Annotated in this window: 23 protein-coding genes; 14 read left to right on the top strand and 9 right to left on the bottom strand. The window is 60.2% G+C overall.

Going from position 1 to position 23,819, the window contains the following annotated elements:
* Positions 1-345 precede the first annotated feature (345 nt).
* Genes ON14_RS04160 through ON14_RS04150 form a run of 3 tightly spaced genes read left to right on the top strand, consistent with a single transcriptional unit; the run spans position 346 to position 2,666 of the window.
* Positions 346-828, top strand: a complete 483-nt coding sequence (locus tag ON14_RS04160; protein ID WP_039741778.1) for a TIR domain-containing protein — start codon at positions 346-348, stop codon at positions 826-828.
* A gap of 33 nt (positions 829-861) precedes the next feature.
* Complete coding sequence (locus ON14_RS04155; RefSeq protein WP_158000071.1) at positions 862-2,022, top strand: toll/interleukin-1 receptor domain-containing protein; 1,161 nt, start codon at positions 862-864, stop codon at positions 2,020-2,022.
* A complete protein-coding gene (locus ON14_RS04150; RefSeq protein WP_010203374.1) occupies positions 2,019-2,666 on the top strand; it encodes an SLOG domain-containing protein in 648 nt (215 codons plus the stop codon). Before ON14_RS04155 ends, ON14_RS04150 begins: the two co-directional genes overlap by 4 nt.
* Positions 2,667-2,793: 127 nt before the next feature.
* Here ON14_RS04150 and ON14_RS04145 read toward each other — a convergent pair whose 3' ends face one another.
* Complete coding sequence (locus ON14_RS04145; RefSeq protein WP_010203370.1) at positions 2,794-3,240, bottom strand: SRPBCC family protein; 447 nt, start codon at positions 3,238-3,240, stop codon at positions 2,794-2,796.
* Between the two features lie 39 nt (positions 3,241-3,279).
* On the bottom strand, positions 3,280-4,692 hold the full coding sequence (locus tag ON14_RS15110) for a GmrSD restriction endonuclease domain-containing protein (RefSeq protein ID WP_010203369.1): 1,413 nt from the start codon (positions 4,690-4,692) through the stop codon (positions 3,280-3,282).
* A gap of 153 nt (positions 4,693-4,845) precedes the next feature.
* On the opposite strand from ON14_RS15110, the gene ON14_RS04135 reads away from it, so the two are divergent.
* Positions 4,846-5,322: a MarR family winged helix-turn-helix transcriptional regulator gene (locus ON14_RS04135; RefSeq protein WP_010203368.1), complete on the top strand. Its 477-nt coding sequence runs from the start codon at positions 4,846-4,848 to the stop codon at positions 5,320-5,322.
* Positions 5,319-6,638: an MFS transporter gene (locus ON14_RS04130; RefSeq protein WP_010203367.1), complete on the top strand. Its 1,320-nt coding sequence runs from the start codon at positions 5,319-5,321 to the stop codon at positions 6,636-6,638. Before ON14_RS04135 ends, ON14_RS04130 begins: the two co-directional genes overlap by 4 nt.
* Positions 6,639-6,780: 142 nt before the next feature.
* Here ON14_RS04130 and ON14_RS04125 read toward each other — a convergent pair whose 3' ends face one another.
* From ON14_RS04125 to ON14_RS04115, 3 genes are read right to left on the bottom strand one after another with little or no spacing between them, the layout of a single operon-like run.
* Positions 6,781-8,289 (bottom strand): tripartite tricarboxylate transporter permease, encoded by a 1,509-nt coding sequence (locus ON14_RS04125; protein WP_010203366.1) that lies wholly within the window; start codon positions 8,287-8,289, stop codon positions 6,781-6,783.
* 3 nt (positions 8,290-8,292) lie between these two features.
* Positions 8,293-8,802, bottom strand: coding sequence for a tripartite tricarboxylate transporter TctB family protein (locus tag ON14_RS04120; protein WP_010203364.1), 510 nt, complete (start codon positions 8,800-8,802; stop codon positions 8,293-8,295).
* Positions 8,799-9,875, bottom strand: a complete 1,077-nt coding sequence (locus ON14_RS04115) for a tripartite tricarboxylate transporter substrate binding protein (RefSeq protein WP_010203363.1) — start codon at positions 9,873-9,875, stop codon at positions 8,799-8,801. The genes ON14_RS04120 and ON14_RS04115 overlap by 4 nt, the downstream gene beginning before the upstream one ends.
* Positions 9,876-10,046: 171 nt before the next feature.
* Here ON14_RS04115 and ON14_RS04110 point away from each other — a divergent pair, with 171 nt between their 5' ends.
* Both ON14_RS04110 and ON14_RS04105 read left to right on the top strand, forming a co-directional pair.
* Positions 10,047-10,856 carry an IclR family transcriptional regulator gene (locus ON14_RS04110; RefSeq protein WP_010203362.1) on the top strand — a complete coding sequence of 270 codons (810 nt, stop codon included), beginning with the start codon at positions 10,047-10,049 and terminating at the stop codon, positions 10,854-10,856.
* An 89-nt stretch (positions 10,857-10,945) separates the two neighbouring features.
* Complete coding sequence (locus tag ON14_RS04105) at positions 10,946-11,707, top strand: ribonuclease activity regulator RraA (protein WP_010203360.1); 762 nt, start codon at positions 10,946-10,948, stop codon at positions 11,705-11,707.
* Between the two features lie 11 nt (positions 11,708-11,718).
* Here ON14_RS04105 and ON14_RS04100 read toward each other — a convergent pair whose 3' ends face one another.
* Entirely contained in the window at positions 11,719-12,405 is a 687-nt protein-coding gene (locus ON14_RS04100; protein ID WP_158000070.1) for a GntR family transcriptional regulator, read from the bottom strand.
* Between the two features lie 101 nt (positions 12,406-12,506).
* On the opposite strand from ON14_RS04100, the gene ON14_RS04095 reads away from it, so the two are divergent.
* Both ON14_RS04095 and ON14_RS04090 read left to right on the top strand, forming a co-directional pair.
* On the top strand, positions 12,507-14,012 hold the full coding sequence (locus ON14_RS04095; RefSeq protein WP_010203357.1) for an aldehyde dehydrogenase (NADP(+)): 1,506 nt from the start codon (positions 12,507-12,509) through the stop codon (positions 14,010-14,012).
* A 167-nt stretch (positions 14,013-14,179) separates the two neighbouring features.
* Positions 14,180-14,944, top strand: a complete 765-nt coding sequence (locus ON14_RS04090) for an SDR family NAD(P)-dependent oxidoreductase (protein ID WP_010203356.1) — start codon at positions 14,180-14,182, stop codon at positions 14,942-14,944.
* A 7-nt stretch (positions 14,945-14,951) separates the two neighbouring features.
* Here ON14_RS04090 and ON14_RS04085 read toward each other — a convergent pair whose 3' ends face one another.
* The 3 genes from ON14_RS04085 to ON14_RS04075 form a co-directional block, all read right to left on the bottom strand.
* Positions 14,952-16,613, bottom strand: a complete 1,662-nt coding sequence (locus ON14_RS04085; RefSeq protein WP_010203355.1) for a DUF5671 domain-containing protein — start codon at positions 16,611-16,613, stop codon at positions 14,952-14,954.
* Entirely contained in the window at positions 16,610-17,068 is a 459-nt protein-coding gene (locus ON14_RS04080) for a hypothetical protein (protein WP_010203354.1), read from the bottom strand. The genes ON14_RS04085 and ON14_RS04080 overlap by 4 nt, the downstream gene beginning before the upstream one ends.
* A 115-nt stretch (positions 17,069-17,183) precedes the next feature.
* Complete coding sequence (locus ON14_RS04075; protein ID WP_010203353.1) at positions 17,184-18,932, bottom strand: cation:proton antiporter; 1,749 nt, start codon at positions 18,930-18,932, stop codon at positions 17,184-17,186.
* 152 nt (positions 18,933-19,084) lie between these two features.
* Here ON14_RS04075 and ON14_RS16510 point away from each other — a divergent pair, with 152 nt between their 5' ends.
* The 5 genes from ON14_RS16510 (at position 19,085) to ON14_RS04055 (ending at position 23,750) form a co-directional block, all read left to right on the top strand.
* Positions 19,085-19,630, top strand: a complete 546-nt coding sequence (locus tag ON14_RS16510) for an ABC transporter substrate-binding protein (protein ID WP_202800904.1) — start codon at positions 19,085-19,087, stop codon at positions 19,628-19,630.
* Complete coding sequence (locus tag ON14_RS16505; RefSeq protein ID WP_202800903.1) at positions 19,513-20,259, top strand: ABC transporter substrate-binding protein; 747 nt, start codon at positions 19,513-19,515, stop codon at positions 20,257-20,259. The genes ON14_RS16510 and ON14_RS16505 overlap by 118 nt, the downstream gene beginning before the upstream one ends.
* Positions 20,260-20,335: 76 nt before the next feature.
* Complete coding sequence (locus tag ON14_RS04065) at positions 20,336-21,211, top strand: branched-chain amino acid ABC transporter permease (protein WP_010203352.1); 876 nt, start codon at positions 20,336-20,338, stop codon at positions 21,209-21,211.
* A 2-nt stretch (positions 21,212-21,213) separates the two neighbouring features.
* Complete coding sequence (locus ON14_RS04060) at positions 21,214-23,037, top strand: branched-chain amino acid ABC transporter ATP-binding protein/permease (protein WP_010203351.1); 1,824 nt, start codon at positions 21,214-21,216, stop codon at positions 23,035-23,037.
* Positions 23,034-23,750: an ABC transporter ATP-binding protein gene (locus ON14_RS04055; RefSeq protein WP_010203350.1), complete on the top strand. Its 717-nt coding sequence runs from the start codon at positions 23,034-23,036 to the stop codon at positions 23,748-23,750. The genes ON14_RS04060 and ON14_RS04055 overlap by 4 nt, the downstream gene beginning before the upstream one ends.
* Positions 23,751-23,819 lie beyond the last annotated feature (69 nt).

The raw sequence follows: 23,819 nt of genomic DNA, 5'->3' as shown, positions 1-23,819 counted from the left end.
GTCCCGCACCTGAACGTGCAATTTGGTCATGACCGCAGTAATAAACCAGTCTTTGAAATTGCTCGAGAGCGAATAACTGACCAGCAGGGGCGCGCGGCAGGAGACAAGTCTCGCGGCGGGCACCTCTGCAAAATCTATTACGCTGCTGATGGCGCATGGCATCCGTGCACCACAGCGTTTGGGCCATGTTTTTCCGCGCCGTTACGGCTAGTTCTCAAAGAAAAACGTCCTCGAAGCGCTGTCACCGATAGTGTTGCAGAGAAACATTCACTATCAAGACCCCGCCTGGGAGGCGCTCGCGATTGCGGGGCAGGCCCATCGGCTGACATTGCAATGGAGCAATAAATGGCTAGGAAAGTGTTCTTTTCTTTTCACTATTCGCGTGATATTTTCCGCGCGAACGTCGTCCGTAATTCAGGTTTTCTGCAGGAAGAGACTGGCTTCGTAGATCACTCGTTGTGGGAGAAAAGTAAACTCCGAGGTGAGGCCGCGCTGACACAGCTCATCGATTCAGGCCTTCGAGGTGCGGGAGTGACAGTAGTGCTGATTGGCGCCCAGACGGCGGGGCGCAAATGGGTTAACTACGAAATCGAGCAGTCATGGAATGCTGGAAAAGGATTGCTCGGAATTCGCCTGCGGAACCTCAAGGATGTTCGAGGGAGCTATGACGTCGCGGGTAAAAACCCATTTGACGACTTCACTCTTGGTCAGGGAACCGGGAAAAAGTCTCTTAGCGATCACGTTGAGGTCTACGACTGGGTGAATGACGACGGGTACCACAATATGAGTGATTGGATCGAGGCTGCTGCGAAAGAGCGGGGCCTCTAGCGCATGCCCATTCCTCGTGGAAGCTACCGAATCGTGATTCTCGGTGAGGACAGAGAGACTGAGCGGCGTCGGCTGGTATCTGAGTTAGAGATTGCGGCTAGAAAATCGGGAGGCGCCAGACTTCAAGTCAAGATTTCCCAGGACCCGACGGTGCTCAATCGCGTAGGCCCGGGGGACCCGACTACAGCGGTCGTATTTCTTGGCGGGCCGACGGCTGCAGCTTCAGAAGCGCTCCGGCAAGCTGCCGACAAATGCCTTCAACACTTCATTCCAACTTTGCCGGTGTTCGACCCGACACTCGGGACGCTCCAGTCGCAATTGCCTGAATCTTTGCTTGGTCTCAACGCAGTGAAGTGGGTTCAAGATGCGTCAGCGAGTGTTCTCGCCGGCAAAACACTGAGACTTCTCGGTATTACTGAGCGCGACAGGCGGATATTTATCTCTTATCGTCAGACTGACGCTGCAGGGCTTGCAGATCAGCTTCGAAAAACGCTCATCGACGTTGGCTGGGACGTATTTTTGGATAGATTCAGTATTCCGCCTGGAGTAGATTTCCAACAACGGCTTGATCGTGAGCTCGCAGAAAAATCTTTCGTCTTGCTTCTCGAAACACCGACCGCTGCAGATAGTCCTTGGGTCGAACACGAAATCGCGTTCGCTCAACAACGGCGACTGGGAATGATGGCACTGACACTTCCAGATACACGACCGGCCGAGCTCTATCCAGCGATAGAACCGTCATCGCGCTACCAACTTGATGACACCGATGTGACGGGCTCTGCGCCTGAATATGTACTCGCTTCGACGTCGCTCGAGCGGATCGTCGATGAAATCGAACAAAGGCATGCGGCGGCTTATTCGCTTAGAAGAGAGAGCGCGATGCTTGAGGCTGGAGATGAGCTGCGTCGGTGCGGCTATGAGATAAAGGCGCTCGGCGAATGGGCGCTCATCGCGGAAAAGGCAGATCAGCGAGAAATTGTATTCGTAACAGTGCGTTCGCCGGAAGCTAGTGATCTCAGAATTGCGCATCAACTACGCGAATCGCAACGCCCCCATCGGACTCCGACCCGTGGGTGGATAGTTCACCCGACCGAGGATATCGACTCGGATCGGTCCTCTCTGATTCATTGGCTTTCACGAAATCGGAAAGTGGCGGCAACGCCAGTAATGCTGCTGGCGGGAAGAGTGCGATGACTTCTCTAGTGTTTTTGTCTGCGAGCTTCCCTACCCTTGCTAGACGTGATGAGGCGGGAGATTTTTTTCCCCCCGATATCGCGGCGGCGACGGCGGCAGTCGTTGAGGCGACGCTTCGGTCTGGAGCGACGCTCATATACGGTGGGCATCCCACTATCACTCCTCTTGTGCTCTACGTCGCGACCATGCTGAACGCGGGTTCTCAGATTCGTTGTTATCAGTCCTTGTTCTTTGAGCAACGGTTTACGAACGAGATGCAGCGACTTGTTTCTCTCGAAGGGGCCAACTTCACGTTCACTCCGTCGGGAAGTTCTCTCGAGTCGAGCATTCAAACTATGCGGGAGCGAATGTTCGAAAGTCCGATCCAAGCGGCCTTCTTTGTCGGCGGAATGGACGGTATTCGACAGGAGTATTCACTACTCCGAACAACGCAGCCTGGCGCAAACATCTTTGCCTTCACTGCCCCTGGGGGCGCGGCAGCATCGCTTGACTCTTATCTTGATTTTGCTCCCGCGGGAGATGTCGAGTTGAACGGACCAAGGCGCTACCCGCGATCTAGGCGGCAGATAACGATGCTCGCGGGGCGAGCGTACGCGTCACTTGCTCTGGCGTCACTGGAGGAACTCGAGTTCGGTTCTGAATAGAGCTATCGGTATCTGTGAACTTTGCTCTGCAGGCGGCATCGAGCTCAGTTTTCGGAGGACACTCGCGGGCGCGATGATCTGGGGGCGACGGAATTTCGACGGCCCGCCGCAGAACTTCGCTGAGCGGCTAAGGCGTCTTCACGAGCGCAGCATTACGCTCATCGAGCAGCGTCTGCATATAGCGGCGCAAGAACAGCTTCTCTACGAGGCGCCCGAGCGGCCCGAAGGGAGCCGCGAAGGTGAGGCGATCCTGCATGTGGGTGCGGCCGTCGACCTCGGTGAAGAGGTGCTCGTGGTGGTAGGCGGCGAAAGGGCCGCGCACTTGTTCATCCGCAAAGCTGTGCGGAGCATCCACGTCAAAAATACGCACCGTCAGGCGCAGCGGTAGGCCGAAGTGGCGGGCCTGCCAGGTGACGACGTCGCCCTCGACGAAGTGGCCCGTGGTGCGGCCCGCGACGACCTTTTCGCGGTGGTGCGTCATCGAGTCGAGGTGCAGATTGACACTCAGCGACAGCGCGCACACCTCAGCGATCGGGGCATCGAACACCGTGTTGAGCACAATCAGCTGCGTCATAGATTGAGCATACGTTCTGCCTGCCTGAGTCGACCTGCCCTATTCGCAGGCGACGCCGTCACCATCGCGGTCGAGCCGTGGTGTTTCGTATCCGGGCTGGCCGGCATAGAGCGGTGCTGCCCCGGCGGCCCGCACGGCCGTGCAGTTGGCGTAATACGCAGAGGCCGGTGCAGGAGCTGGTGCCGGTGCCGGTGCGGGCGCAGCGACGGGCGCAGGCGCAGCGACAACCGGTTCGGGCTCAGGCGCCGGAGCAGGGGCCGGAGCGGGAGCAAACGACGAGGTCAGCGCGCGCTGGTCGGGGCACGAGTCGAGTACCCGCACGATCGCATCGTGTTCAGCCGTCGTCACCCACAGCCCGTAGGTAGCTTTGACTGAAACTTGAGCAGCGACATAGCTGCAGCGAAAGCTCTTGTTCGACGGCAACCAGGTTGCTGTATCGCCAGCACCCTTCTGAGCGTTCGACTTGCCATCAACTGCCAGCAGGTTGATGGGATCATTCGCCAGCGTGATTCGTTGCTCTTGCGTCAATTGCTGCGCGCCGGTCTGCCAGGCGTTGGAGAGCGACACCACGTGATCGATCTGAACTAACGCTGACGTCGTATTTCCTCGAAGAAAATCGATCGACGCATTGGTGAAGGGCGAGACGAGCGTGCCGGTGAGTACCTTGCACGATCCGCTCTTCGTAAGAGCGCTTAGGTCTCTTGCCAAGATGTCGTTTCGAGTGTCGCACCCGTTGCGATCAACGTCTAACCACGCCGCACCGAACTTGGCCGTTCGGGCGTACCCGGTCTTCGGCGCTTTGCCCTTGATCGGCAGGGTAGCCAACAGCGCTAGCGCCGTCGTATCGGTGAACGAGGTGTCGAGAACGCTTACGGCGGCATCGGATGCTGGTGCAGTTGCTTCGTCGGGATCGGCGGGAGCATCCACACTGAAAGAAGCGCTCGGGCTTGCAGTTCGCGTCGCGGACGGGGTTGGCGACGGCGATGGAGCGGCGGTTTCGGTGACTTGTTCCGCATTCGCAACCACGTCGACCGGAGCATTGCCGGCGCCAACCGTGCCGCCAACGACGGTGGCGAAGAGGCTCGCCGCGATGACGATTGCACCTGCTTTTCGCGAAGGCACTGACGCCCAGGAGCGACGACCACTAATCAGCACGTAAAGGCCCGTGAATAGTCCGAAGAATGCCGCGAGAACCAATACGGCCGCGATGCCAGCGGAGATGAGGGTTAGGTAGGCGAACAGAACCAGAAAGGCGCCGACGATCCAAGTGCTCAGCGTCGGCTTGAACCACTCCGGCGCGCGGTGCGGGACCGGTGCATCCTTGGGAGCGAATTCGTTACTCCACTGGGTGCCATCCCACCAGCGATTCTTGCCTGAACCGTCGTCGTACCAGCCCGCTGGCGCCTGGGGCGCCTTGGGTGGTTGATTGATGAGTAGGCGCAGCCACGACATGTGATCCTCCGGTGTCTTCCTAACTTTCCCAGAAGCGATAGATGTTCATCAGCCCCATAACGGGGCTCGCGGTGGCGGGCTCGCAGTCGGTGTCACAGTCGCGCGTCTGCAGCGGCGGATCATATACATAGCCCGGCTATGTATAGTGGAAGAATGCCATCCTCACTTCTCTCGCTGCTGGGCGACCTCGTCTCGGTCAACCAACGCCTTACCCGGTTAGCCGCGCGCGCCACCGGCAGTTCCGAGTCGCCGGCAGTCTGGCGCACCCTCAGCGTGCTCAACTCCGGCGGGCCCATGCGCCTCGGCGAACTTGCCGAACTCAGCCGCGTCGCCCAACCGACCGCCACCAAGCTCGTCAGCAACCTCACCGAACGCGGCTGGGTCAATCGCCTCGCCGATCCAGATGACGCCCGCGCCTCCCAGATCGCCGTCACCACCGCCGGTGCGGCTGCCCTCATCGCCTGGCGCGACGAACTCGCCGGCGCCATGCTCCCGCTCTTCGCCGACCTCGACACCGACGACGTAGCCGTGCTGCGCCGCGCCGTCGAAATCATTGGCCAACGAGCGGATGCCGCAGCCGACCTCGCGCCGGGCGCCCCCGTCACCGCACCACCAGAAGGACAATCATGACCCGCACTACCGCATCCAACACCGGCGCTCCAACGCCCGAAACCGCGAACCCCACCAACGTGAACCCCGCGAACGTGAACCCCAACGCGAGCACCACCAGCAGCATCCTGCACCAACCTCGCGCCGTGTGGGCGGTGGCGTTCGCCTCCGTGATCGCCTTCATGGGCATCGGGCTCGTCGATCCGATCCTGCCCGCCATCGCCGAAGACCTGCAGGCCACCCCCACCGAAACAGAGATGCTCTTCACAAGCTACCTCCTCATCACCGGCCTCGCCATGTTCTTCACGAGCTGGATCTCGAGCCGCATCGGCGCCAAGCGCACCCTGCTCGTCGGCCTCGCGCTTGTCGTGATCTTCGCCTTCGCCGCCGGCTTCTCCGGCAACGTCGAATGGGTAATCGGCTTTCGCGCCGGCTGGGGGCTCGGCAACGCCCTCTTCATCTCGACCGCCCTCGCCACCATCGTCGGGGCGGCATCCGGGGGCACCAGCTCAGCGATCATCCTCTACGAAGCCGCCCTCGGGCTCGGCATCGCGATTGGCCCCCTGCTCGGTGGACTCCTCGGTGGTATCAGCTGGCGCGGACCGTTCTTCGGCACCGCAACGCTCATGGCAATTGGCTTCATCGGCATCGTCACCGTGATGAAAACGGATGCTGTGCGCCCCACACCAACACCGCTCTCCGCTCCCTTCCGAGCGCTCGCCAATCCGGCCCTCGGAGTGCTCGCCGCCGCAGCGCTGTTCTACAACATCGCGTTCTTCGTGCTGCTTGCCTACACGCCGTTCGCCCTGGTTCCGCTCGGCCTCGGCAGCGCCATGACCCTCGGATTCATCTTCTTTGGCTGGGGGATCTCGCTCGCCGTCACTTCCGTCTGGGTCGCGCCACTGCTCACCCATCGCCTGCCACGAACGCTCGTGCTGCGACTCGTGCTGCCCCTGCTCGCACTTGACCTCGTAGCCGCGGCACTCTTCATCGGCTCGGGCCCCGGCCTCATCGTGTGCATAGTCGTCGGCGGCATGCTGCTCGGAGTACTCAACACCGTGCTCACCGAATGCGTTATGGAAGCCACCGACCTGCCGCGCTCGGTAGCGTCATCCGCCTACTCGGGCGTGCGCTTCCTTGGGGGAGCCATCGCCCCACCCGCCGCCACCATTCTTGCCGCCGCCATCTCACCGGCAACCCCGTTCTACGCGGCCGCCGGATCCGTACTCGTCGCCACCTTCATCGTGATTCTCGGTCGCAAACGCCTACGGAAAGCGGATGGCGCAGAAATCAGCATCACCGAAGAAGCCGAAGTCATCACGGCTGGCGACCGCTAGCGGCGGCATCCATTTCTCTCACGACCTCCTCCGGGCAACGAAAAGCCGCCTACCTCCAGTAACCAGCTGGCAGGTAGGCGGCTTCTTTCGCTCGCGAGTGTGTCGGCGACTGTTCGGGTCTAGCGCCGCCGACTCCTCGGGTCTACAGGGGCTTGCGGTAGCGCAGCAGCCTGCCGATGAGCTTCTGCAGCACTGGGTAGAGCAGCACGATGATCGTGAGAATCATCAGCGCGGCGCTCATCGGGCGGGTCAAGAACTGCGTGAGATCCCACTCTGTCTTGATCACGCTCTGCATGAAATTCTTTTCCACAATCGGGCCAAGAACCAACCCGAGCACCACCGGCGCGAGCGGGAACTTCGCCTGCTCCAGCAAGTAACCCAGGATGCCAAAGATCAGCATGATGCCCACCTCGAGCAGGCCATTGTTGATCGAGAACGAACCCACAACACAGAACGCGACGATGATGGGCATCAGCACCGAGTTCGGCACCCGCAGCAACATTCCGCTGCCGCGAATGGCGAGGTAGCCGAGCGGGATCATCAAGATATTCGCTGCAATGAAAACGATGAAAATCGAGTACAGCAACGGAGCTTGGCTGTCGAACAGCGACGGCCCCGGCTGGACTCCCTTGACGAGAAGCACCCCAAGCAGAATCGCGGTGATCGTGTCGCCAGGAATGCCGAATACCAGCGTCGGAATATAAGCAGATCCGACTCCAGCATTGTTGGCAGAACTCGCACCAACAATGGGTTGGATGTGCCCCGTGCCGCTGCCGAAGTTCTTGCCTTCTTTCGCCCCATTCTTGGTGACCGCGTAGGCAACCCACGCCGCGATGTCTCCGCCAGCGCCCGGCAGGGTGCCGATTGCGCTACCGATGACATTGCCGCCCACGGCTGTCTTCTTGTAGTTCCACAGAGTGCTCGCAGCGTTGCGCAGCAAGCCCTTCGACTCGATACGAATCGGTAGCGCTGCTGGGGGAGGGCTGATGACGTTGCGCAGTACCTGCGACAGCCCGAACAGGCCGATCATGGCGGGGATGAAGTTGATTCCACCGAGCAAGTCACTGCTGCCGAACGTGAAGCGGGGAAAGCCCACCGAAATGTCCAGCCCAATGGTTGAGACGAACAATCCGATAAGAAGCGCGATGGTGCCCTTAACCTGCGAACCGCGGGAAATGATGACCGCGGCGGTGAGGCCGAGAATCGCCACCCAAAAGTACTCGTAAGAGGTGAAGAGCAGTGCTACTTTCGCTAGCTGCGGTGCAGCGAAAATCAGGACTAACCCACCGAAGATTCCGCCGGTCGCCGACGCCAGCAGGCCGACTCCGAGCGCGAGGGCTCCCCGGCCGTTCTGGGTCAAGCGGTAGGAGTCTTCAACGTAAGCAGCACTGGCCGGTGTGCCGGGCATCCGCACCAGGGCTGAAGGGATGTCACCCGCGAAGATGGCCATCACCGACATCGTGATGATAGAAGCAATAGCAGGAAGCGGGTCAAGGAAGAACGCGAAGGGAACGAGCAGCGCGGCAGCCAGCGTGGCGGTGAGGCCAGGAATGGAACCAATGAAGATTCCATAGACACCAGCAGCGAGCACCACCAAGAGCAGTTCCCAGCTCGCCACCATGCTGAACGCTTGGGAAAGATTGTCAATCATGGTCTAACCCCAGAATCCGAGAGGAAGCGGCACGAGAAGCACCTTGTTGAAGATCAACCAGACCACGAGGGTTGTGAGCACGCCGGCCGCGATAGCGACCCACCACTTTGCGCCCAGTCTGAAGATCAGACCGACAGTCATGATGCTGACAGTCGTGAGAAAGCCGAGAAAGTCGACTACGAGCAGATAGAAAATGACCGCACCGATGATGAGTGACGCGTTGATCCACCCGCGCCAGTGCACAGCTTCAGGTTTCGCCTTTGCTGGTCGAACCGTCTTTCGGTCGTTAAACCACCGCCCCAGAAGAAGCACACCCATGAGAATCATGAGCCCGCCAATAATGCCGGGGAAGAGGGAGGGGCCGAGCTCTCCGCTCGGCAGTGTGGGGTAGTCGTGAACGGCGAGAAGGATGGCCGAGCCGAAGACAACTACGACCACGCCACTGGCGAGGTCGTAGCTGTTTTCAGGCTTCTCCACCGACTCCTCTACCTCCGGAGCGGGGTCGAAAGTCATCCGGTCAGTCCTGCTGCTTCCATGATGGTTCCCTTAGCCTCGTCTTCGTTGACGATGAACTCAGTAAACGCGTCTGTGTCCTTACCGTCAACGCCGAAGCCTGCGGTCGTCATGAATTCGATGTACTCATCGCTCTGCACAATGTCATCGACCTGGCAGGCCAGCTCAGCAACGATGTCTTCGTCCATTCCGGAGGGGCCAGAAACGCCGCGCCATGAACCCATAGAGAAGTCGATTCCCACTTCCTTGAGGGTCGGAACATCGGGGTAGTTCGGGTCGCGCTCTTCGCCCATGATGGCAAGCGGGCGAGCTTCGCCAGCGCCGATCATGGTGGCATTCTCAGCGAGACTGGCGAACGTTACATCAATACCGCCAGCGGCAAGCTCCTGAAGTGCGGGGGCGGAACCAGCGCTCGGTACCCAACGGATGTCGTTGACATCCATGCCGGCCTCAAGGAGCATTCCGGCGCGAGCCAGATCCCAAATACCGCCAATAGCTGTTCCCGAACCGACGATCTCTCCGGGGTTCGCGCGAGCGTCATCCAGAAGCTCTTCGATGGTGTCCCACGGAGCGTCAGCCGCGACAGTGATGCCAGACGGGTCAGAGTTGACCTGAGCGATGGGGGTGATGTCTTCATAGCTGAGATCAGTGAGACCCTGCCAGTGCATCATCGTGATCTCAACCGTTGTCATGCCGATCAGTGAGCCATCGGCCTTGCCGTTTGCGATGGCCGTGTGGCCGATAACGCCACCACCGCCGTCACGGTTGACCACGTTGACGGGAACTCCCAAACGGTCAGACAGCTGAATTCCGACGAAGCGAGAAACGCTGTCGGTACCTCCACCGGCAGCCCACGGCACGATGAACTCGATCGCGCCGCTGGGGTACGTCGACGAAATGTCACACGCGTTATCCGAGCTGTCAGCAGCGGGATCCGTGGACGAGGTGTCGCCAGATTGAGCGCAACCGCTCACGAGAAGTCCCGCCGAAACGGCTATTGCGAGTCCCGAAACCCTGACGCGACGCGAAGGCTTGTGAAAAAGCCCGCGAGAGGCGATTTTTGACATCGACATTGATATCCAACCAATCATTGTTGTTATTTCACGTTCATACCTGTGAACGCCGAAGATACCACACAAGACCGCGCCGCGTAATTTTTCTTGCTTTCGTGTGGGCCAGTGCCCGTAGCGACACAGCAGCGCAAGACAGTGACCCAACGAGTTCACATCTGTAAACTCCGGAATATGCAACTCCCGTCATCGATTCCCCTCGCTCAATCCGTGAAGTCTGCCGATCGAGCGTTGGCGATCGTCGACCTCGTTGCCGCGAAGGGCTTTGTCAGCTTCACCGACATCCTGACTGCGCTAGACCTGCCGCGCTCGAGCGCGCACGGGCTGTTGAATACTTTGCACAAGGCCGGGTGGCTCGAACACGATCCGTCAACTCGCCAATACTCGCTTGGCTTGCGTGCGTGGCAGGTCGGCCAGATGTACACCGGCCACAACCACATCGCGAACGCCGCGAAGCCAGTGCTCGACCAACTTGCCCTGACGCTGGGGGAGACGGTGCAGCTAGCGCGACTGGATGGCTTAGAAAGCGCCTATTTTGCCATCAGCCAGCATTCTAGTGAGGGTGCGTTGTTTGGCTCATCCGTTGGCATGCGGTTGGCAGCTCACGCGACTGCGCCGGGCATGGCCTTACTGAGTAATCTGGAGCCGATGGAGGCAGCTCGACGACTCGCAAACATCCCCGAACCTCGGCTCATCAACAAAACAGTGGTCGAGTTGTCGGCCCTTCGCGAGCGAATTGCGCTGGCAAAGTCGCGCGGCTACGCCATCGACGACGAGGAGTATCTCGTCGGTTCGCGCGGTGTCGCTGTGCCCCTGACCAGCAGCACCGGCAACGTGAACACAGCAATCTCGGTAACAATGCCGTCGTCGCGCACGACCGATCGGTGGCCAGCGGATATCTTGCTCGCGCTGGTCGAGGCGGCTCAAGAAGTGCGATCCCGGCTCGGTGCCAGGGAAGCAAGCATCGCCATCCCTCGGCCGTAATGTGGTGCAGCCCCTAGCGGCCATGCATCCGCCATCTTGGTATCTTGGTATACTAAGCGCGGATGTCGGCCTAATGGAGGGTTTTGAGAATGCACAACAATTCAGCGAATCGCAGTGAATTCGAGAAACTGCCCGAGGCGCCCAGAACCCCCTTGAGTCCGGAAGCTACCGCCGCATTGGGCATCGTGAGCACCGCGACGATCACCACGCAACTCATGGCGCGCGGACTGCGGAACACCTATCTCGAGGGGCTGGAGTTTTCGAATCCTTTCCGCCAACGACTGCTGGGGGAAGCGTTCACCATGCGCTGCATCCCTGCTCGCGAAGACATCGATGTGCCCTCAATCTTTCAGGACTATGACCACCCGCAACGCATTGGTGTCGAGTCGGTCGGAGCAGGTCAAGTGCTCGTGATCGATGCGCGCGGCAAAAAACGGGCCGCCTCAATCGGTCATATTCTGGCAACGCGCCTCAAGCTTCGAGGAGCAGCAGGCATCGTGAGCGATGGATCGTTCCGCGACATGGTCGGTTTCGAAGAACTAGACCTGCCGACGTTCTCGGCAGGGGCTTCTCCAACCACCAACCTGGCTCAGCATCACGTGGTCGACTTTCAGATTCCGATCGCGTGTGCTGAGGTGGCGATCTATCCCGGAGACATCATGGTTGGCGACCGAGACGGTGTGGTGTGCATCCCGCGCCACCTCGTCGAATCAGTCGCCAGAGATTCCCTCGAGCAGGAAAAGCTCGAGGAATTCATCCTGACGAAAGTAGAAGAGGGCAGCCCTCTCCGTGGCACCTATCCGCCCAACGAGGCGCTCCTGAAGAGCTACCAAGAACTTTTGCCGAGTTAGGCGTGAACGCGTTACAACCCGAGTTCGCGCTGAGTGACCCGATCGATGGATGCTCCGATGTGGTCCTTCATCAGCTGGGCAGCCCTCGTCGCGTCGCCGGTGCTTGCCGCAGCGTAGATGGCCTCATGTTCGTTGGCTTCGATCTCGCGTCGCGGCCAGTTTTCCCAGAGTACTGCCGCGACAGCGAGAGCCGTGAGATCTTGCAATCGGTCGAGCGAATTCACGATGAACTCGTTCTCGCTGTTGGCGTACATTCCGCGGTGAAACCGACGGTTTGCCAACGCGGTCGAGGCGTTGTCATTCGCCGCCGCGAACGTGCGGGCGTCGACGAGTGCTTGCCCCGCAACGGTGAACTCTCGGCCGCTTCGCGCCGCATCCAAGATGGCCCACGGCTCCAGCAACACTCGCTCTTCGTAGATGTGACGGATGTCGGTGAAGCTCAAACGGCGAACCGAGATTCGTCGAGCCTGAACATCGAGCAACCCCGAACGTTCCAACACGATCAACGCTTCACGAACCGGGGTCTTCGAGACGCCAAGCTGCTCGGCGATCTTTCGCTCGACGAGCACCTGACCGGGTTCCAATGCTCCCGAAACGATTGCCGACCGAAGCGCATCAATGATCTGATCTGTGCGCGTGGGGCTGTCGGCCTGCGGCGGCAGGGGAGACGGAAACGTAGCGTCGAGCGACTGGGTCATGGTGGTCAGCATAAGCGACCACATGCTTACAGCGACAAATTGGAGCCGACCGCAGCTCGACCTGCTGACGACTTTCAGCCAACTAGCGACCTCGGAGAACCATGCTGACAACAACTGATCCCACGACCGGTCTGACCCAAGACACCACTATTGAGGTGACCTCTGCTGCGCAGACCGCGACCATTGCGGCATCCGCTCAGAAGGCCTTCGACGAGTTGAGAACCGGCAGTAGACAATGGCGGGCAGGTTTACTTGAGGCGTTGGCTGACGGACTCGAGGAGCATCGGGGCGAACTCGTGGCAGTGGCAGATGCTGAAACGGGGCTCGGCGAAGGCCGTCTCAATGGTGAACTCGGTCGCTCGCAGTTTCAGTTCCGGCTCTTCGCCGAGGCACTGCGCGAAGGCAGCTATCTCGAGGCGACCATCGACCATGCGGGAGATACTCCCCTTGGTCACGGTCCGGAACTGCGTCGAATGCTTATTCCCATCGGGCCGATCGCAGTGTTCGGGTCGAGCAACTTTCCCTTCGCATTTTCGGTGGTCGGTGGTGACACGGCGTCGGCACTGGCGGCCGGCAACAGTGTGGTGATCAAGGCGCATAGTTCGCACCCCCTCACTTCTCGCTTGTCGTTCCAAATTTTGGCGGATGCTGCCACGTGCGCCGGGGCACCCGACGGCACGATCAACCTAATTTTTGGCACGCAAGCGGGGCGCGATCTCGTGGCAGACCCGCACATCGCGGCGGTCGGTTTCACGGGATCGCTGGGAGCGGGCGAAGCCTTGATCGAGATCATTGCGACCCGCGAAAACCCGATTCCCTTCTTCGGTGAACTCAGCAGCCTCAATCCGCTGGTCATCACCGCCGCCGCGGCTGAAGAGCGTGCGGCGGCGATAGCAGAGGGACTGTTCGGCTCGTTCACTCTGGGCGCCGGGCAATTCTGCACGAAGCCGGGCATTGCACTTTTGCCGAGCGGGGCAAGCGGCGACGCAATCCTCAGCGACCTCAGGGCGCGAACTTCAGCAGCTGCTGGGATGGTGCTGCTGAACAGCCGCATCTCGAGTGCGCTCACCGATATCCTCGGCCGGATCACCGGTGAGGGCGGCGCGCGAATCCTTGCTACCGGCACTAACAATGAAGCGGGCATCCGCGCGACCCCGACGTTGCTCGAAATCGAGGCGGATCATTTCACCGCAGCCGCCGCAGAAGAAGCCTTTGGCCCGGTTCTTGTTGTCGTGCGTTACACCGCGCTTGAGCAAGTGTTCCGTGCCATCGATGTCATGCCCGGTTCGTTGACAGCCACCATTCATCACGGATGCGATGAGCCCCAGATTGTGCGCGCGCTCAGTGAAAGGATCGCACCGACTGTTGGCCGTCTCGTTTTCAACGGATTCCCCACGGGCGTGCGTGTGTCGTGGGCCCAACATCATGGCGGTAACTGGCCGTCGACAAACTCGCAGCACAGTTCGGTTGGGGTGAGCGCGATTCGTCGATTTCTTAGGCCGCTCGCGTTTCAGGATGCGCCCGAAACGGTACTCCCGGACGAACTGCGTGAGGGCTACACCGAGATTCCGCGCCGAATTGATGGAGTTCTAGTGGTGGCGCCATGACACAACCTCGCCGCTGTGAAACACCGGCTGCCCTGGTCACAACACGATCGTGTAGCGTCGCCATATCGATATACCACTAAGTATTCGTCAGACTTGAGAACACCGAAATGCCAGCGTGCGCGCACAGATTCGCCCACGCTTCCCGAAGTAAACGAGAAAGAGACACCATGCAGATTAACCTCACCGGACGCCGCGCCCTCGTCACAGGATCAGGACAAGGAATCGGCGCAGCCATAGCACTCGGCCTTGCGCAAGCCGGCGCCGACGTTGTCGTGCACTACGCGAATAGCAAGGATGCCGCGGCTGACGTTGTTGCCCAGATCGTCGCTCTCGGCCGCACATCCGTTGCAGTGCAGGGTGACCTCACGGACTCAGCTCAGGCAACATCCGTCGTCGATGCTGCAGCGGAAGCTCTCGGTGGCCTCGACATCGTTGTCAACAACGCTGGCAACCTCGTGGGCCGTCACACGATCGCCGAGATGAGCGATGAGCACTGGCACCAAGTAATAGATGTCAACGCAACTAGCGGGTTCTTCGTTTCGCGAGCGGCCATCCCGTACCTCACGCAGTCGAGCGCCGGTCGCGTCATCATGATGTCGTCGCTCGCCTCCGAGAATGGCGGTGGCGCAGGTGCCGTTGCCTATGCCACAGCGAAGTCCGCCGTCATCGGATTCACCCGTGGGCTAGCCAAAGAACTGGCAGCGTCGAACATCACCGTCAACGCTCTCGCGCCCGGATTCATCGGCGATACTCCATTCCACAACAACTTCACGCCCAGTAGTGCGCAACCCGGGATCATTGCGGGAGTGCCGTTGGGGCGCGCGGGAACAGTAGAAGACGTTGCCGGCGCCACCGCATTTCTCGCCTCCGATCTGTCGTCTTATGTGACAGGTCAGGTGCTCGACATCAACGGTGGGCTGAACTTCCGCTAGCGCACGCTCAGCCCTTGAGGCGGATTACCGCAATCTTGCCCTTGACCCCGGCCACGACTAGCACGTGAGCTGCCTCAACACCGTCGAGCGCAGCGACGAGGGCTGCGGCATCCGGCTGCTGCTGCACCGCATCGGCCCGCTCGAGCACTGACACTCGAGCGCCGGTCGCGGCCCGTACGGCCTCGACAAGGTCGGCGCTTTCGCCCGAGGCGACGAGCGTCACACGACCGATGCGCTGAACGTGTTCGTCGGCAACATCAGAGTGGCGATCGTTTCGCCAAATCGCGAAATGGTAGGCGGCAACAAGAAGCGTGGCCGTAAGCAACCCGAGGGCCTGGCGCGAACGCTCGACGAAGCTTTCGCCGCTGCCACTATCAAGCAAGAACGAGAACAGTTGGAAGCCGATCACGAGCAACGTGATGAGCGCCACCAACGCGCTGACGCCAAAAATGATGACGAGATAGACGCGTCGACCTGGGGTCGCCACGCGCTCAGGGAGTGACGCCTGCAGCGGTTTCCACAGCATCCACCACAGCACGCCGCCCACCACCAGAGCGCTCAGGCCGCCCAACAGCAGACTGCGGATGTCGCCCTCAATAAGCGAATAACTCGAGGTAGCGAGCAACGCATTCACCATTACGCCAACACCCGACGCCGCGTACGCCAACGCAACACCGGCGCTCGCCAGCCGCGTAGCTGAACGCACCCCAACTGAACGCTCGGCGACAACACGAGCGTGATAAACCCACACGAGAGCACCGACGACTGCGTTGGCTATTGCGATCCCGAGAGGCTCAAGAGTGACCGCGGGAGGCTGCGACGACGCCGTAATGAGCTCGAGAATGGCGGTGAGCGCGACCATGATGCCCGCAGCAAACACCGCAATTGATGCGATTCCCGCAATGAAGACGAGCAGCACATTCGAAAAACCGTGAGACTGCTCCCGCACTCCAACACGGAACCAATGCCACCACCACAAAAGCGCACCACCGGCAGCCCACACGAGCCCCTGCAACACCAGCTGCCAGACCGGATCACTGATCACGACTGAGCCGAGCGCAGCATCCACCGCAGAATCAATGAGCTGACCAAGAGCCCACACCACACCACCGGCAGCGTAAGTCAGGCCAATAAGGGAGGCGATTGCGGGGGCCGCACCCGGCAGTCGGGTTGGTGCTTTGCTCGGGTGTCGCCACATCCAGTAATGCCACGCCCAGACCAGCGCCCACACAATGCCCACCGCGAGCCCATACGGTTGCCAGCCATGAACAATGGCTTCCGCCGCCCAGGAGAAGAGTGAAATTGTCGACACCAGCAAAGCCACCGTCGACATGATCATGAGGTAGACAGGCCAGACAACGGATGCCCGGTCGCGGGTCATCGTTGCGTCCCGCCAGGTCAACCACCACAGCACGGCGGCTAGGGGGCCAGCGATCAGGGCAGAAGCCAACGATGTCGCCAAGCCATAGTTATCAAAACTGACCTCGAGGCGGTTCGCTGAAAACAATCGATCGAGAAGGCCGCTGACACCACTCGCGGCGATAATCACGGTCGTCGCCAACAAAAGATAGGTGATGACTCGGCGCACCGTTTGCACGCCGCCGACCGCCGGAATCATGCTGGGCGTGGGTGTGGGTGTGGGAGCGGTGGTCGAGCTAGTTGAGGTCATTCGCCTATTCCTTGGTTATAGCAAAGGGTCAGATCCCACGGAGTTGACTCGATCTTCCATAATCTGTCCTCGAGAACGAGGGTGAACACTTCCTCAGAAACGTAGCCGGAGCCGCCGAAGTCACCGCTGCTGCGTTCCATCGACACCCGCACCACAGCGGTGTCGTCGTTGATGGTTGACGAAATGACGGTCATCCGCAGCCCCTGAATCGTGTTTAGGTCGGCGCTGTCGCAATTCTCACGCAACTCCGTCGACAAGAAATCGCGTGCCGCCGAATAGTCGCTATCAACAACAGCTAGCGAATATGACTGCACAACACCCTCAGGAGTTGCGGGATCGACCTCCGTCGGCCCGCCCCGAGTGAAGACGACCACCAAGGCAATCACCACGATGGCGGCAATAATGGAAAGGATCGCAATCAGGGTGCGATCTGGTCGTGCAGCTTGCTGCGTCATGAGGACATCATGGACCCTCAATGCCGCTTAATCTACTGCCTCGATAGCCGTTCGGATTGTGTCATCACCCGTCGACGTGCCGTGGACGCTGTGCTCAGATACGAGGGCCACGCGCTCACGTCGTGGGTTTGCCGCGCATCTCCAACGTAATCTGCGTCGCATCAAGGTTGTCGAGCGCATTCTCGAGCACATCTGCATCAAAAATTCCGTTATCGCGGGCGTCGAGAAGTGCTGTGCGTTGGGCGCCGATAACGGCGAGGTGGTGCTGTTTCTTCGCCTCGAAGCGGGCCCGGCGAGGTGCATAATCTTCGCCAGCCGTCGAATGATCGTCGCCGTCAAGCTGATCCCCATTGACCGCGGCGATTTCTCCCTCGTCACCAACAGCAGAAGCAGGCTTCGGCACCGTAGCGGCGCTCGCCTTGAGCAGGGCGAAAAGTCTCGTGCGCTCGGCAGTAGCACGCTCATCCTCCGCCGCCTGATCAACCTTCGGGGCGATACGACGAACCACAGCTCCGATCGTGCCACCCTGCACCAGCAACGACATCGCCGCCACCGCGAAAGCAATGAGCACTAGCGTCGAACGCAGGGGAGTGTCAGTAGGGAGCGACTGGGCTGCCGCGACCGTAATAGCGCCGCGCATTCCCGCCCACACCACTGTGGTGCCCTCACGCCATCCGAGCGGTTCACGCAAAAAGTACTCGATATCGGCCAGAGAACGAGTCACCAGCGACGTGACCCGATTGACGTAGCGTGCCGACTTGGTAGGGGTGAGGCCACTGGGGTGTTCTGGAGCATCCAAGATCTCTTGAGGGGTATTCAGCCGCTCCTGAATTACCTCCATTCGAGGCTTCATTTTGGCATGCCGCAGCGATCGACGAGACAGTACCGCCAACAGCGGTGCGACAAAAGCAGCGCGCACGAGAACCGTGATGACGAGCGCTCCCACCGCGATCAGCAGTGACGCTTTGATGCCGGCGTCGTCGTTTTCCACATCGGTGAGGATGCTCGAAATCTGCAACCCCATCAACAAGAAGATGCCGCCCTCAAGTACCAGCTCGATCATCCGCCAGTTTTGGGAATCCGAGAGACGGTTTTGCGGAGAAAGAACGCGGGCAGCGCGAACGCCAGTCACGAGGCCGGCAACGACCGCAGCGACAAGACCGGAAGCGCCCAGCAGTTCAGTGGGGATAGCAGCAATGAACGGCACCGTGAACGACAGCGCGGTGTTGACCGTCGGATCGGTGATTCGCTTACGCACTTCCAAGTTCAGCCAACCAACCGCCCCGCCAATGAGGAGGGCGACAATAACCGAATACGTGAACGAGGCCACAACTCCCCAGAACGAGAACGAGGCGGCAGTCGCCACAATCGCGGCCCGCAGCAGAGTGAGTGCGGTGGCATCGTTGAGCAGGCTCTCACCGTCCAGCATCGCCACCACCCGCTTTGACACCGGAGTCTGCTTCACAATGGATGCCGCAACAGCATCCGTTGGGCTAATAATTGCGCCAAGCGCCACACCCCACGCAAACCCCAGCCCGGGAATAACGAGCATGAAAAAAACACCCAAAATCAGTGACGTGCCCACGACAAGCGCGACCGACAGCCCGCTGATGGCGCCGAACTCACGCCGGAAATTCATGGTCGGCAATGACACCGCCGCCGAATAGAGCAGCGGAGGCAAGATGCCAAGAAGAATGAGTTCTGGGTCGATCTCCACCGCGCTGAATGCCGGAACAACAAGGCTGGAAACGACACCGATCGCCACCAAGACAAGCGGCGACGCCACCCCAAGTCGAGGACCAACGAGAGTGGCGCCAGCGATCACGACAAGCGCAACAACCATCACGATCAGTAGTTCAGTCATGGAGTAACCCTTGCAGCAAAATTTATCGAAACGCTGGCAGCGCGCGAGGCCGTGCTGGCGTGCCAGATCGGGGGTGAGAAAAGATAGACTCGCACAGTCGAGTCTGTCTAGTCACAAGACAGCTTGCGCATCTTGGCCAAGGAGGTCCACATATGAAAAGAAAACTGCTTTCTGCCGCTGTCGGCGGTTCAGCCCTATTGCTCGTGCTCACCGCTTGTAGCGCTCCGGCAGAAACGGATTCGGCTGCTGGCGGCGGCCTTACCGGAACCGGAAGTGGCGCAGAATGTGTCATCGATTCCGCTGTTCCTATCGCTGCATCATTCAGCCTCACCGGCGCTGCAGCCCAATATGGCGAAGGTCAAAAGAACGCTCTCGAATTGGCCGTCAAGAATCTCAACGAGGTTGGTGGAGTCACCTATGACCTCACCGTCGAAGACGACGCGACCGACCCCAAGCAGGCCATTCAGGTTTTCGACACGTTCATCAGTGCTGGCGCCAGCGTCATCATCGGCCCGACACTGTCGAACACGGCCAAGCAGACCGACCGATCGCGCAAGACGCCGGAGTTCCTGTGCTCGGTGTGTCAAACACTGCCGCCGGCATCACCGAAATCGGTGACTACATTTTCCGCGATTCCCTCACCGAGGATGCCGTTATTCCGCAGACCGTCAAGGCGGCTGTTGACGAGCTTGGCGTGAAGAAGGTTGTCGTCATGTACGCCAACGACGACGCTTTCACTGAATCTGGATACCAGGCTTTTGCCGCGGCTCTAGAGGACCAAAACGTCGAGGTTGCTGAAACTCTCACGTTCTCCAAGGCAGACACCGACTTCCGTGCCCTGCTCAACAAGGCGAAGCAGTCTGACGCCGACGCGATCATCGTCTCCGGCCTCATCGATGCCGCAGTGCCGCTCGTAACTCAGGCCCGCGAAATCGGAATCGACACCCCCATCATTGGCGGAAACGGCTTCAACTCACCAGCTCTCATCGCTGGTGCTGGCGCAGCAGCAGAAGGCGTCATCGTCGGTGCAGCGTGGAACTCGGCTTCGGACAACGAGCAGAACGTGAAGTTCATCGAGGACTTCACCGCTGCCTACAGCTCGGCTCCCGACCAGTTCGCAGCTCAGGCCTACGCCGGAATGCAGATCATCGACGAAGCCGTTCGCTCGGGTTGTTCCGGTGAGCGCGACGGAATCCAAGCTGGCCTTGGCAACATCACCGACGTTCCTACCGTTCTGGGCAACGTGACTCTCAACGAGAACCGCGACGCAGAGCACGACGCTCTCGTGCAGATCGTTGAAGACGGCCAGTTCGTCATCCTGAAGTAACGTCACCGCACCGCCAAAACATGCACGTTGCGTGCCGCCTTCGGGCGGCACGCAACTACAGACAGGGACATCACCCATGCAACTCTTCTTGGACGGGATTTTTCTCGGCTCGATCTACGCGTTGTTCGCGATCGGGTTCACCCTGGTATTTGGCATTCTTGACCGGCTGAACCTAGCCCACGCCGCAGTCTTTACCGCTGGAGCCCTCGTCGGTATCGAGATCGTGACCCGATTCGGGGTTCCCATCTGGCTCCTCATTCCCATCGTGCTTGTCGTCGGCGCGGTGATTGGCATCCTCATCGAACGCATCGCTTTTCGACCGCTCGCCGGTCGCCACGATGCTCACTTCGCGGGTCTCATCTCTTCCATTGCGTTCGGCGCGATCATCCTCTCCCTTCTACAGGCGCTCTATGGCGCAGATACCCGGCGATTTCCCGCAGACGCATTCCCGAGCACTCGGGTAGAAATCTTCGGAGCGACGGTCTCTCTGCTCCAAGTCATCATTCTGATCATCAGTGTTTCGCTCATGGTCGTCTTGACATGGCTCGTGGCCAAGTCAAAGCTTGGCCGAGGCATGCGCACCATCGCCGAAAATCCTCATGCTGCCGCTGTTCTTGGCCTCAACGTCGGTCGCATTAGCAGCATCACCTTCGCTCTATCCTCGGCCCTTGGCGCCGTCGCCGGAGTGCTCTTCACCCTTAACGTCAATGCCGCGTCTCTCGGAATAGGCCACGCGGTCGAGCTCAAAGCCCTCGCCGTGATCATCGTCGGGGGAATGGGATCCCTGCCCGGGGCGCTCGTCGGCGGGCTGATCCTGGGCCTCGCCGAAGTGCTCGCCGTGAACTACATCGGAAGCTCGTGGCGGGACATGGTGGCGTTCGGCCTCCTCTTCCTCATCCTGATCCTTCGACCGCAGGGCCTCTTTGGCGCTCGCAAGACGCGGGAGGTCTAATCGTGCTCGCAGAATACTCATCCCTGATCACTCTGGTTGCCCTCACAGCGATCCTCGCGTACAGCTTCTATGCCGTACTCATCGCTGGCCAGCTCAGCTTGGCCCAGGTCGGACTCGCCTCACTGGCGGCGTTCACTTCCGCGCTCGTCGTGCCCTCCGAGCCGCTGTTCGGGTTCATCCCGCCGCTCGTGATCGGCATCGTCTTCGGTATGTTCGTTGGCGCCATCGCTGCGTTCATCCTTGGCCTCCCCGTCATCCGGTTGCGCGGGGTCTTTCTGGCCATCGCCACTCTCGCCTTCGGCGAAATGGTGCGGATCTTCCTCATTAACCAGAGCTGGACAAACGGCGCGCAAGGGTTGAGCTTCGCAAAACTTGTCGGACCCGGAGTCGCTTGGATCGCACTGGTCGTCGTGGCCTACTGGTTCTGGCGCCTGTCGGGGTCTCGGCTGGGACGAGCCTTTGCGGCCATTCGTGAAGACGAACTCGCGGCCACCACAATGGGGATCGATGTTCCGCGCTACCGGATGGCATCCTTCGTGATTGCGGGAGCTGTCGCCGGTCTCTATGGCGTACTTCTCGCCCACTTCTCCCGGTTCGCCGACCCGAACGAGTTCTCGTTCACGGCTGCGGTGGATGGGCTGGTCACCGCCGTCGTCGGTGGTGTCACCCTTTTTGTTGGCCCGATTCTTGGCTCAGCCTTCCTTAGCGTGCTCCCTGAAGTGCAGCGAGTGATCGGTATTGATGCGGGCTGGATCCGCCCCACGATCTCCGGTGTGCTGCTTCTCGTCGTTATTCTCTTCCTTCCGGGAGGGCTTTCGGGGCTCATCCCGCGCAGAAAATCTGCCAAGACTCTCCTCGATAATCCGTCACTTCAGCCAACGCTGTCACCGTTGCCCGCAGCTGGCTCTGAGCTCGTGAACCTCAGCAGCCTCGGCAAGTCCTACGGCGGAGTGCACGCCGTGCAGTCAGTAGATCTCACCGTGAACGCTGGCGAAGTCCTCGGCCTGATCGGCCCTAATGGTGCAGGCAAGACCACCCTGGTTAACATGGTGACGGGACTGACTCCTCCGACCACGGGAACCGGAAAAGTACTTGGCGTTCCTCTCTCTCCCAGCACGAAGGCGCACCGCCTAGCCCAAGCCGGGGTCGCGCGAACCTTCCAGCAGATCAAGCTCTTCAACCGACTCTCCGCGCTCGAGAACGTGCTGGTTGGCGGATACCGCATTACGCAAGACACGCTTCTTCGTCGGCTATTGTTCCTGCCGTCGGCACGTCGCCTAGAACGCGAAGCCGTCGCGATGGCCTCCGCCCAACTGATTCGCGTCGGACTCGGCGATAAAGCAGCCAACGCCGCAGGGGATCTTTCGTACGGAGACCAGCGTCGGCTAGAGATCGCCCGGGCCCTAGCGTCGCATCCATCACTTTTGGTGCTCGATGAGCCCGCCGCGGGAATGAACCACGTCGAGGCGGCAAGTCTGTCTGACCTCATTCGTTCGCTGGCGGCCGACGGAATCGCGGTGCTCGTCATCGAGCACAACGTAAGGATGATGCTGGCCACCTGCGATCGCATCATGGTGCTGAACTTCGGTGAAGTTATCGCCGCCGGAAAGCCTAGCGACATCGCCCGGGACCCTCGAGTGCTCGAGGCCTACCTCGGCTCGGCAGGCTCGGACGACGACGTCGAGGCGGCAACCGTGCTCGCCTCAGAGAACCTGGCGCACGTGCTCGACGATCCGACTAGCGAGCAGCAGGAGCATCCCACCGGCACCGGCACCGCTACCGACACGACTCCTGATGGCACGACCACCCCGGAGGAGAACCGATGAGCGACCCGATCCTGAGCGTCACCGGCCTACAGGTCAACTATGGGCGAGTGGAGGCCGTGCGCGATGTCTCCTTCGATGTACCCACAGGAGCCATCGTTACTCTCGTCGGCGCCAATGGTGCCGGAAAGACCTCCGTTCTGAACGCCGTCTCTGGATTGCTGCGCCCGCGCCAAGGAGCCATCATCTTCGAGGGCACAGACATCACCAAGTGGCCGGCACATCGCCTAGTGAAGGCTGGACTGGTGCAGGTTCCAGAAGGTCGCGAGATCTTAGGCACGCTCACGGTCGCCGAAAATCTCACCCTGGGTGGCTGGCATCGTAACAACAGCGCCATGCACTCGAAAATCGCGGAAGTGTATGAGCGCTTCCCGGTGCTGTTTGAACGACGCAAGTTGCATGCCGGTGCGTTATCCGGGGGAGAGCAACAGATGCTGGCCATTGCCCGCGCTTTGATTGCCGAACCGAAGATTCTGCTCCTCGACGAACCTTCGATGGGGTTGGCTCCGAAGATTGTCGACGAAGTCTTCACCGTGATCGAAGAGATCCGGCAGACCGGCACGACAGTCGTCCTGGTAGAACAAAATGCCCGTCGCGCACTCGCTGCCGCTGACTACGGTTATGTGTTGGAGACCGGCGAAGTCTCACACTCTGGCCCCGCTCATGAACTACTCGCCGATGAAAAAGTAATCGAGGCCTACCTCGGCCTCGACTAGCCCAAAAGACCCGCGGCGCTCCCGGCCGTTGTGTGCCGGATGCGCTGCGGGCCTCGCAAGGCGGTGGCG

The organism is Salinibacterium sp. PAMC 21357, from assembly GCF_000247645.1.
In the GTDB taxonomy this organism is placed as follows: Bacteria; Actinomycetota; Actinomycetes; order Actinomycetales; family Microbacteriaceae; genus Rhodoglobus.
Note: the sequence above shows the minus strand (reverse complement) of the source record. Positions and strands in the feature narration are given on the sequence as shown.

What these genes read in the sequence shown, in the direction of transcription:
- ON14_RS04160 (WP_039741778.1), top strand. Translation starts at nt 346, where the DNA reads ATGGCTAGGAAAGTGTTCTTTTCTTTTCACTATTCGCGTGATATTTTC.
- ON14_RS04150 (WP_010203374.1), top strand. Translation starts at nt 2,019, where the DNA reads ATGACTTCTCTAGTGTTTTTGTCTGCGAGCTTCCCTACCCTTGCTAGA.
- ON14_RS04145 (WP_010203370.1), bottom strand. Translation starts at nt 3,240, where the DNA reads ATGACGCAGCTGATTGTGCTCAACACGGTGTTCGATGCCCCGATCGCT.
- ON14_RS15110 (WP_010203369.1), bottom strand. Translation starts at nt 4,692, where the DNA reads ATGTCGTGGCTGCGCCTACTCATCAATCAACCACCCAAGGCGCCCCAG.
- ON14_RS04135 (WP_010203368.1), top strand. Translation starts at nt 4,846, where the DNA reads ATGCCATCCTCACTTCTCTCGCTGCTGGGCGACCTCGTCTCGGTCAAC.
- ON14_RS04130 (WP_010203367.1), top strand. Translation starts at nt 5,319, where the DNA reads ATGACCCGCACTACCGCATCCAACACCGGCGCTCCAACGCCCGAAACC.
- ON14_RS04125 (WP_010203366.1), bottom strand. Translation starts at nt 8,289, where the DNA reads ATGATTGACAATCTTTCCCAAGCGTTCAGCATGGTGGCGAGCTGGGAA.
- ON14_RS04120 (WP_010203364.1), bottom strand. Translation starts at nt 8,802, where the DNA reads ATGACTTTCGACCCCGCTCCGGAGGTAGAGGAGTCGGTGGAGAAGCCT.
- ON14_RS04115 (WP_010203363.1), bottom strand. Translation starts at nt 9,875, where the DNA reads ATGTCGATGTCAAAAATCGCCTCTCGCGGGCTTTTTCACAAGCCTTCG.
- ON14_RS04110 (WP_010203362.1), top strand. Translation starts at nt 10,047, where the DNA reads ATGCAACTCCCGTCATCGATTCCCCTCGCTCAATCCGTGAAGTCTGCC.
- ON14_RS04105 (WP_010203360.1), top strand. Translation starts at nt 10,946, where the DNA reads ATGCACAACAATTCAGCGAATCGCAGTGAATTCGAGAAACTGCCCGAG.
- ON14_RS04100 (WP_158000070.1), bottom strand. Translation starts at nt 12,405, where the DNA reads ATGACCCAGTCGCTCGACGCTACGTTTCCGTCTCCCCTGCCGCCGCAG.
- ON14_RS04095 (WP_010203357.1), top strand. Translation starts at nt 12,507, where the DNA reads ATGCTGACAACAACTGATCCCACGACCGGTCTGACCCAAGACACCACT.
- ON14_RS04090 (WP_010203356.1), top strand. Translation starts at nt 14,180, where the DNA reads ATGCAGATTAACCTCACCGGACGCCGCGCCCTCGTCACAGGATCAGGA.
- ON14_RS04085 (WP_010203355.1), bottom strand. Translation starts at nt 16,613, where the DNA reads ATGACCTCAACTAGCTCGACCACCGCTCCCACACCCACACCCACGCCC.
- ON14_RS04080 (WP_010203354.1), bottom strand. Translation starts at nt 17,068, where the DNA reads ATGACGCAGCAAGCTGCACGACCAGATCGCACCCTGATTGCGATCCTT.
- ON14_RS04075 (WP_010203353.1), bottom strand. Translation starts at nt 18,932, where the DNA reads ATGACTGAACTACTGATCGTGATGGTTGTTGCGCTTGTCGTGATCGCT.
- ON14_RS16510 (WP_202800904.1), top strand. Translation starts at nt 19,085, where the DNA reads ATGAAAAGAAAACTGCTTTCTGCCGCTGTCGGCGGTTCAGCCCTATTG.
- ON14_RS04065 (WP_010203352.1), top strand. Translation starts at nt 20,336, where the DNA reads ATGCAACTCTTCTTGGACGGGATTTTTCTCGGCTCGATCTACGCGTTG.
- ON14_RS04055 (WP_010203350.1), top strand. Translation starts at nt 23,034, where the DNA reads ATGAGCGACCCGATCCTGAGCGTCACCGGCCTACAGGTCAACTATGGG.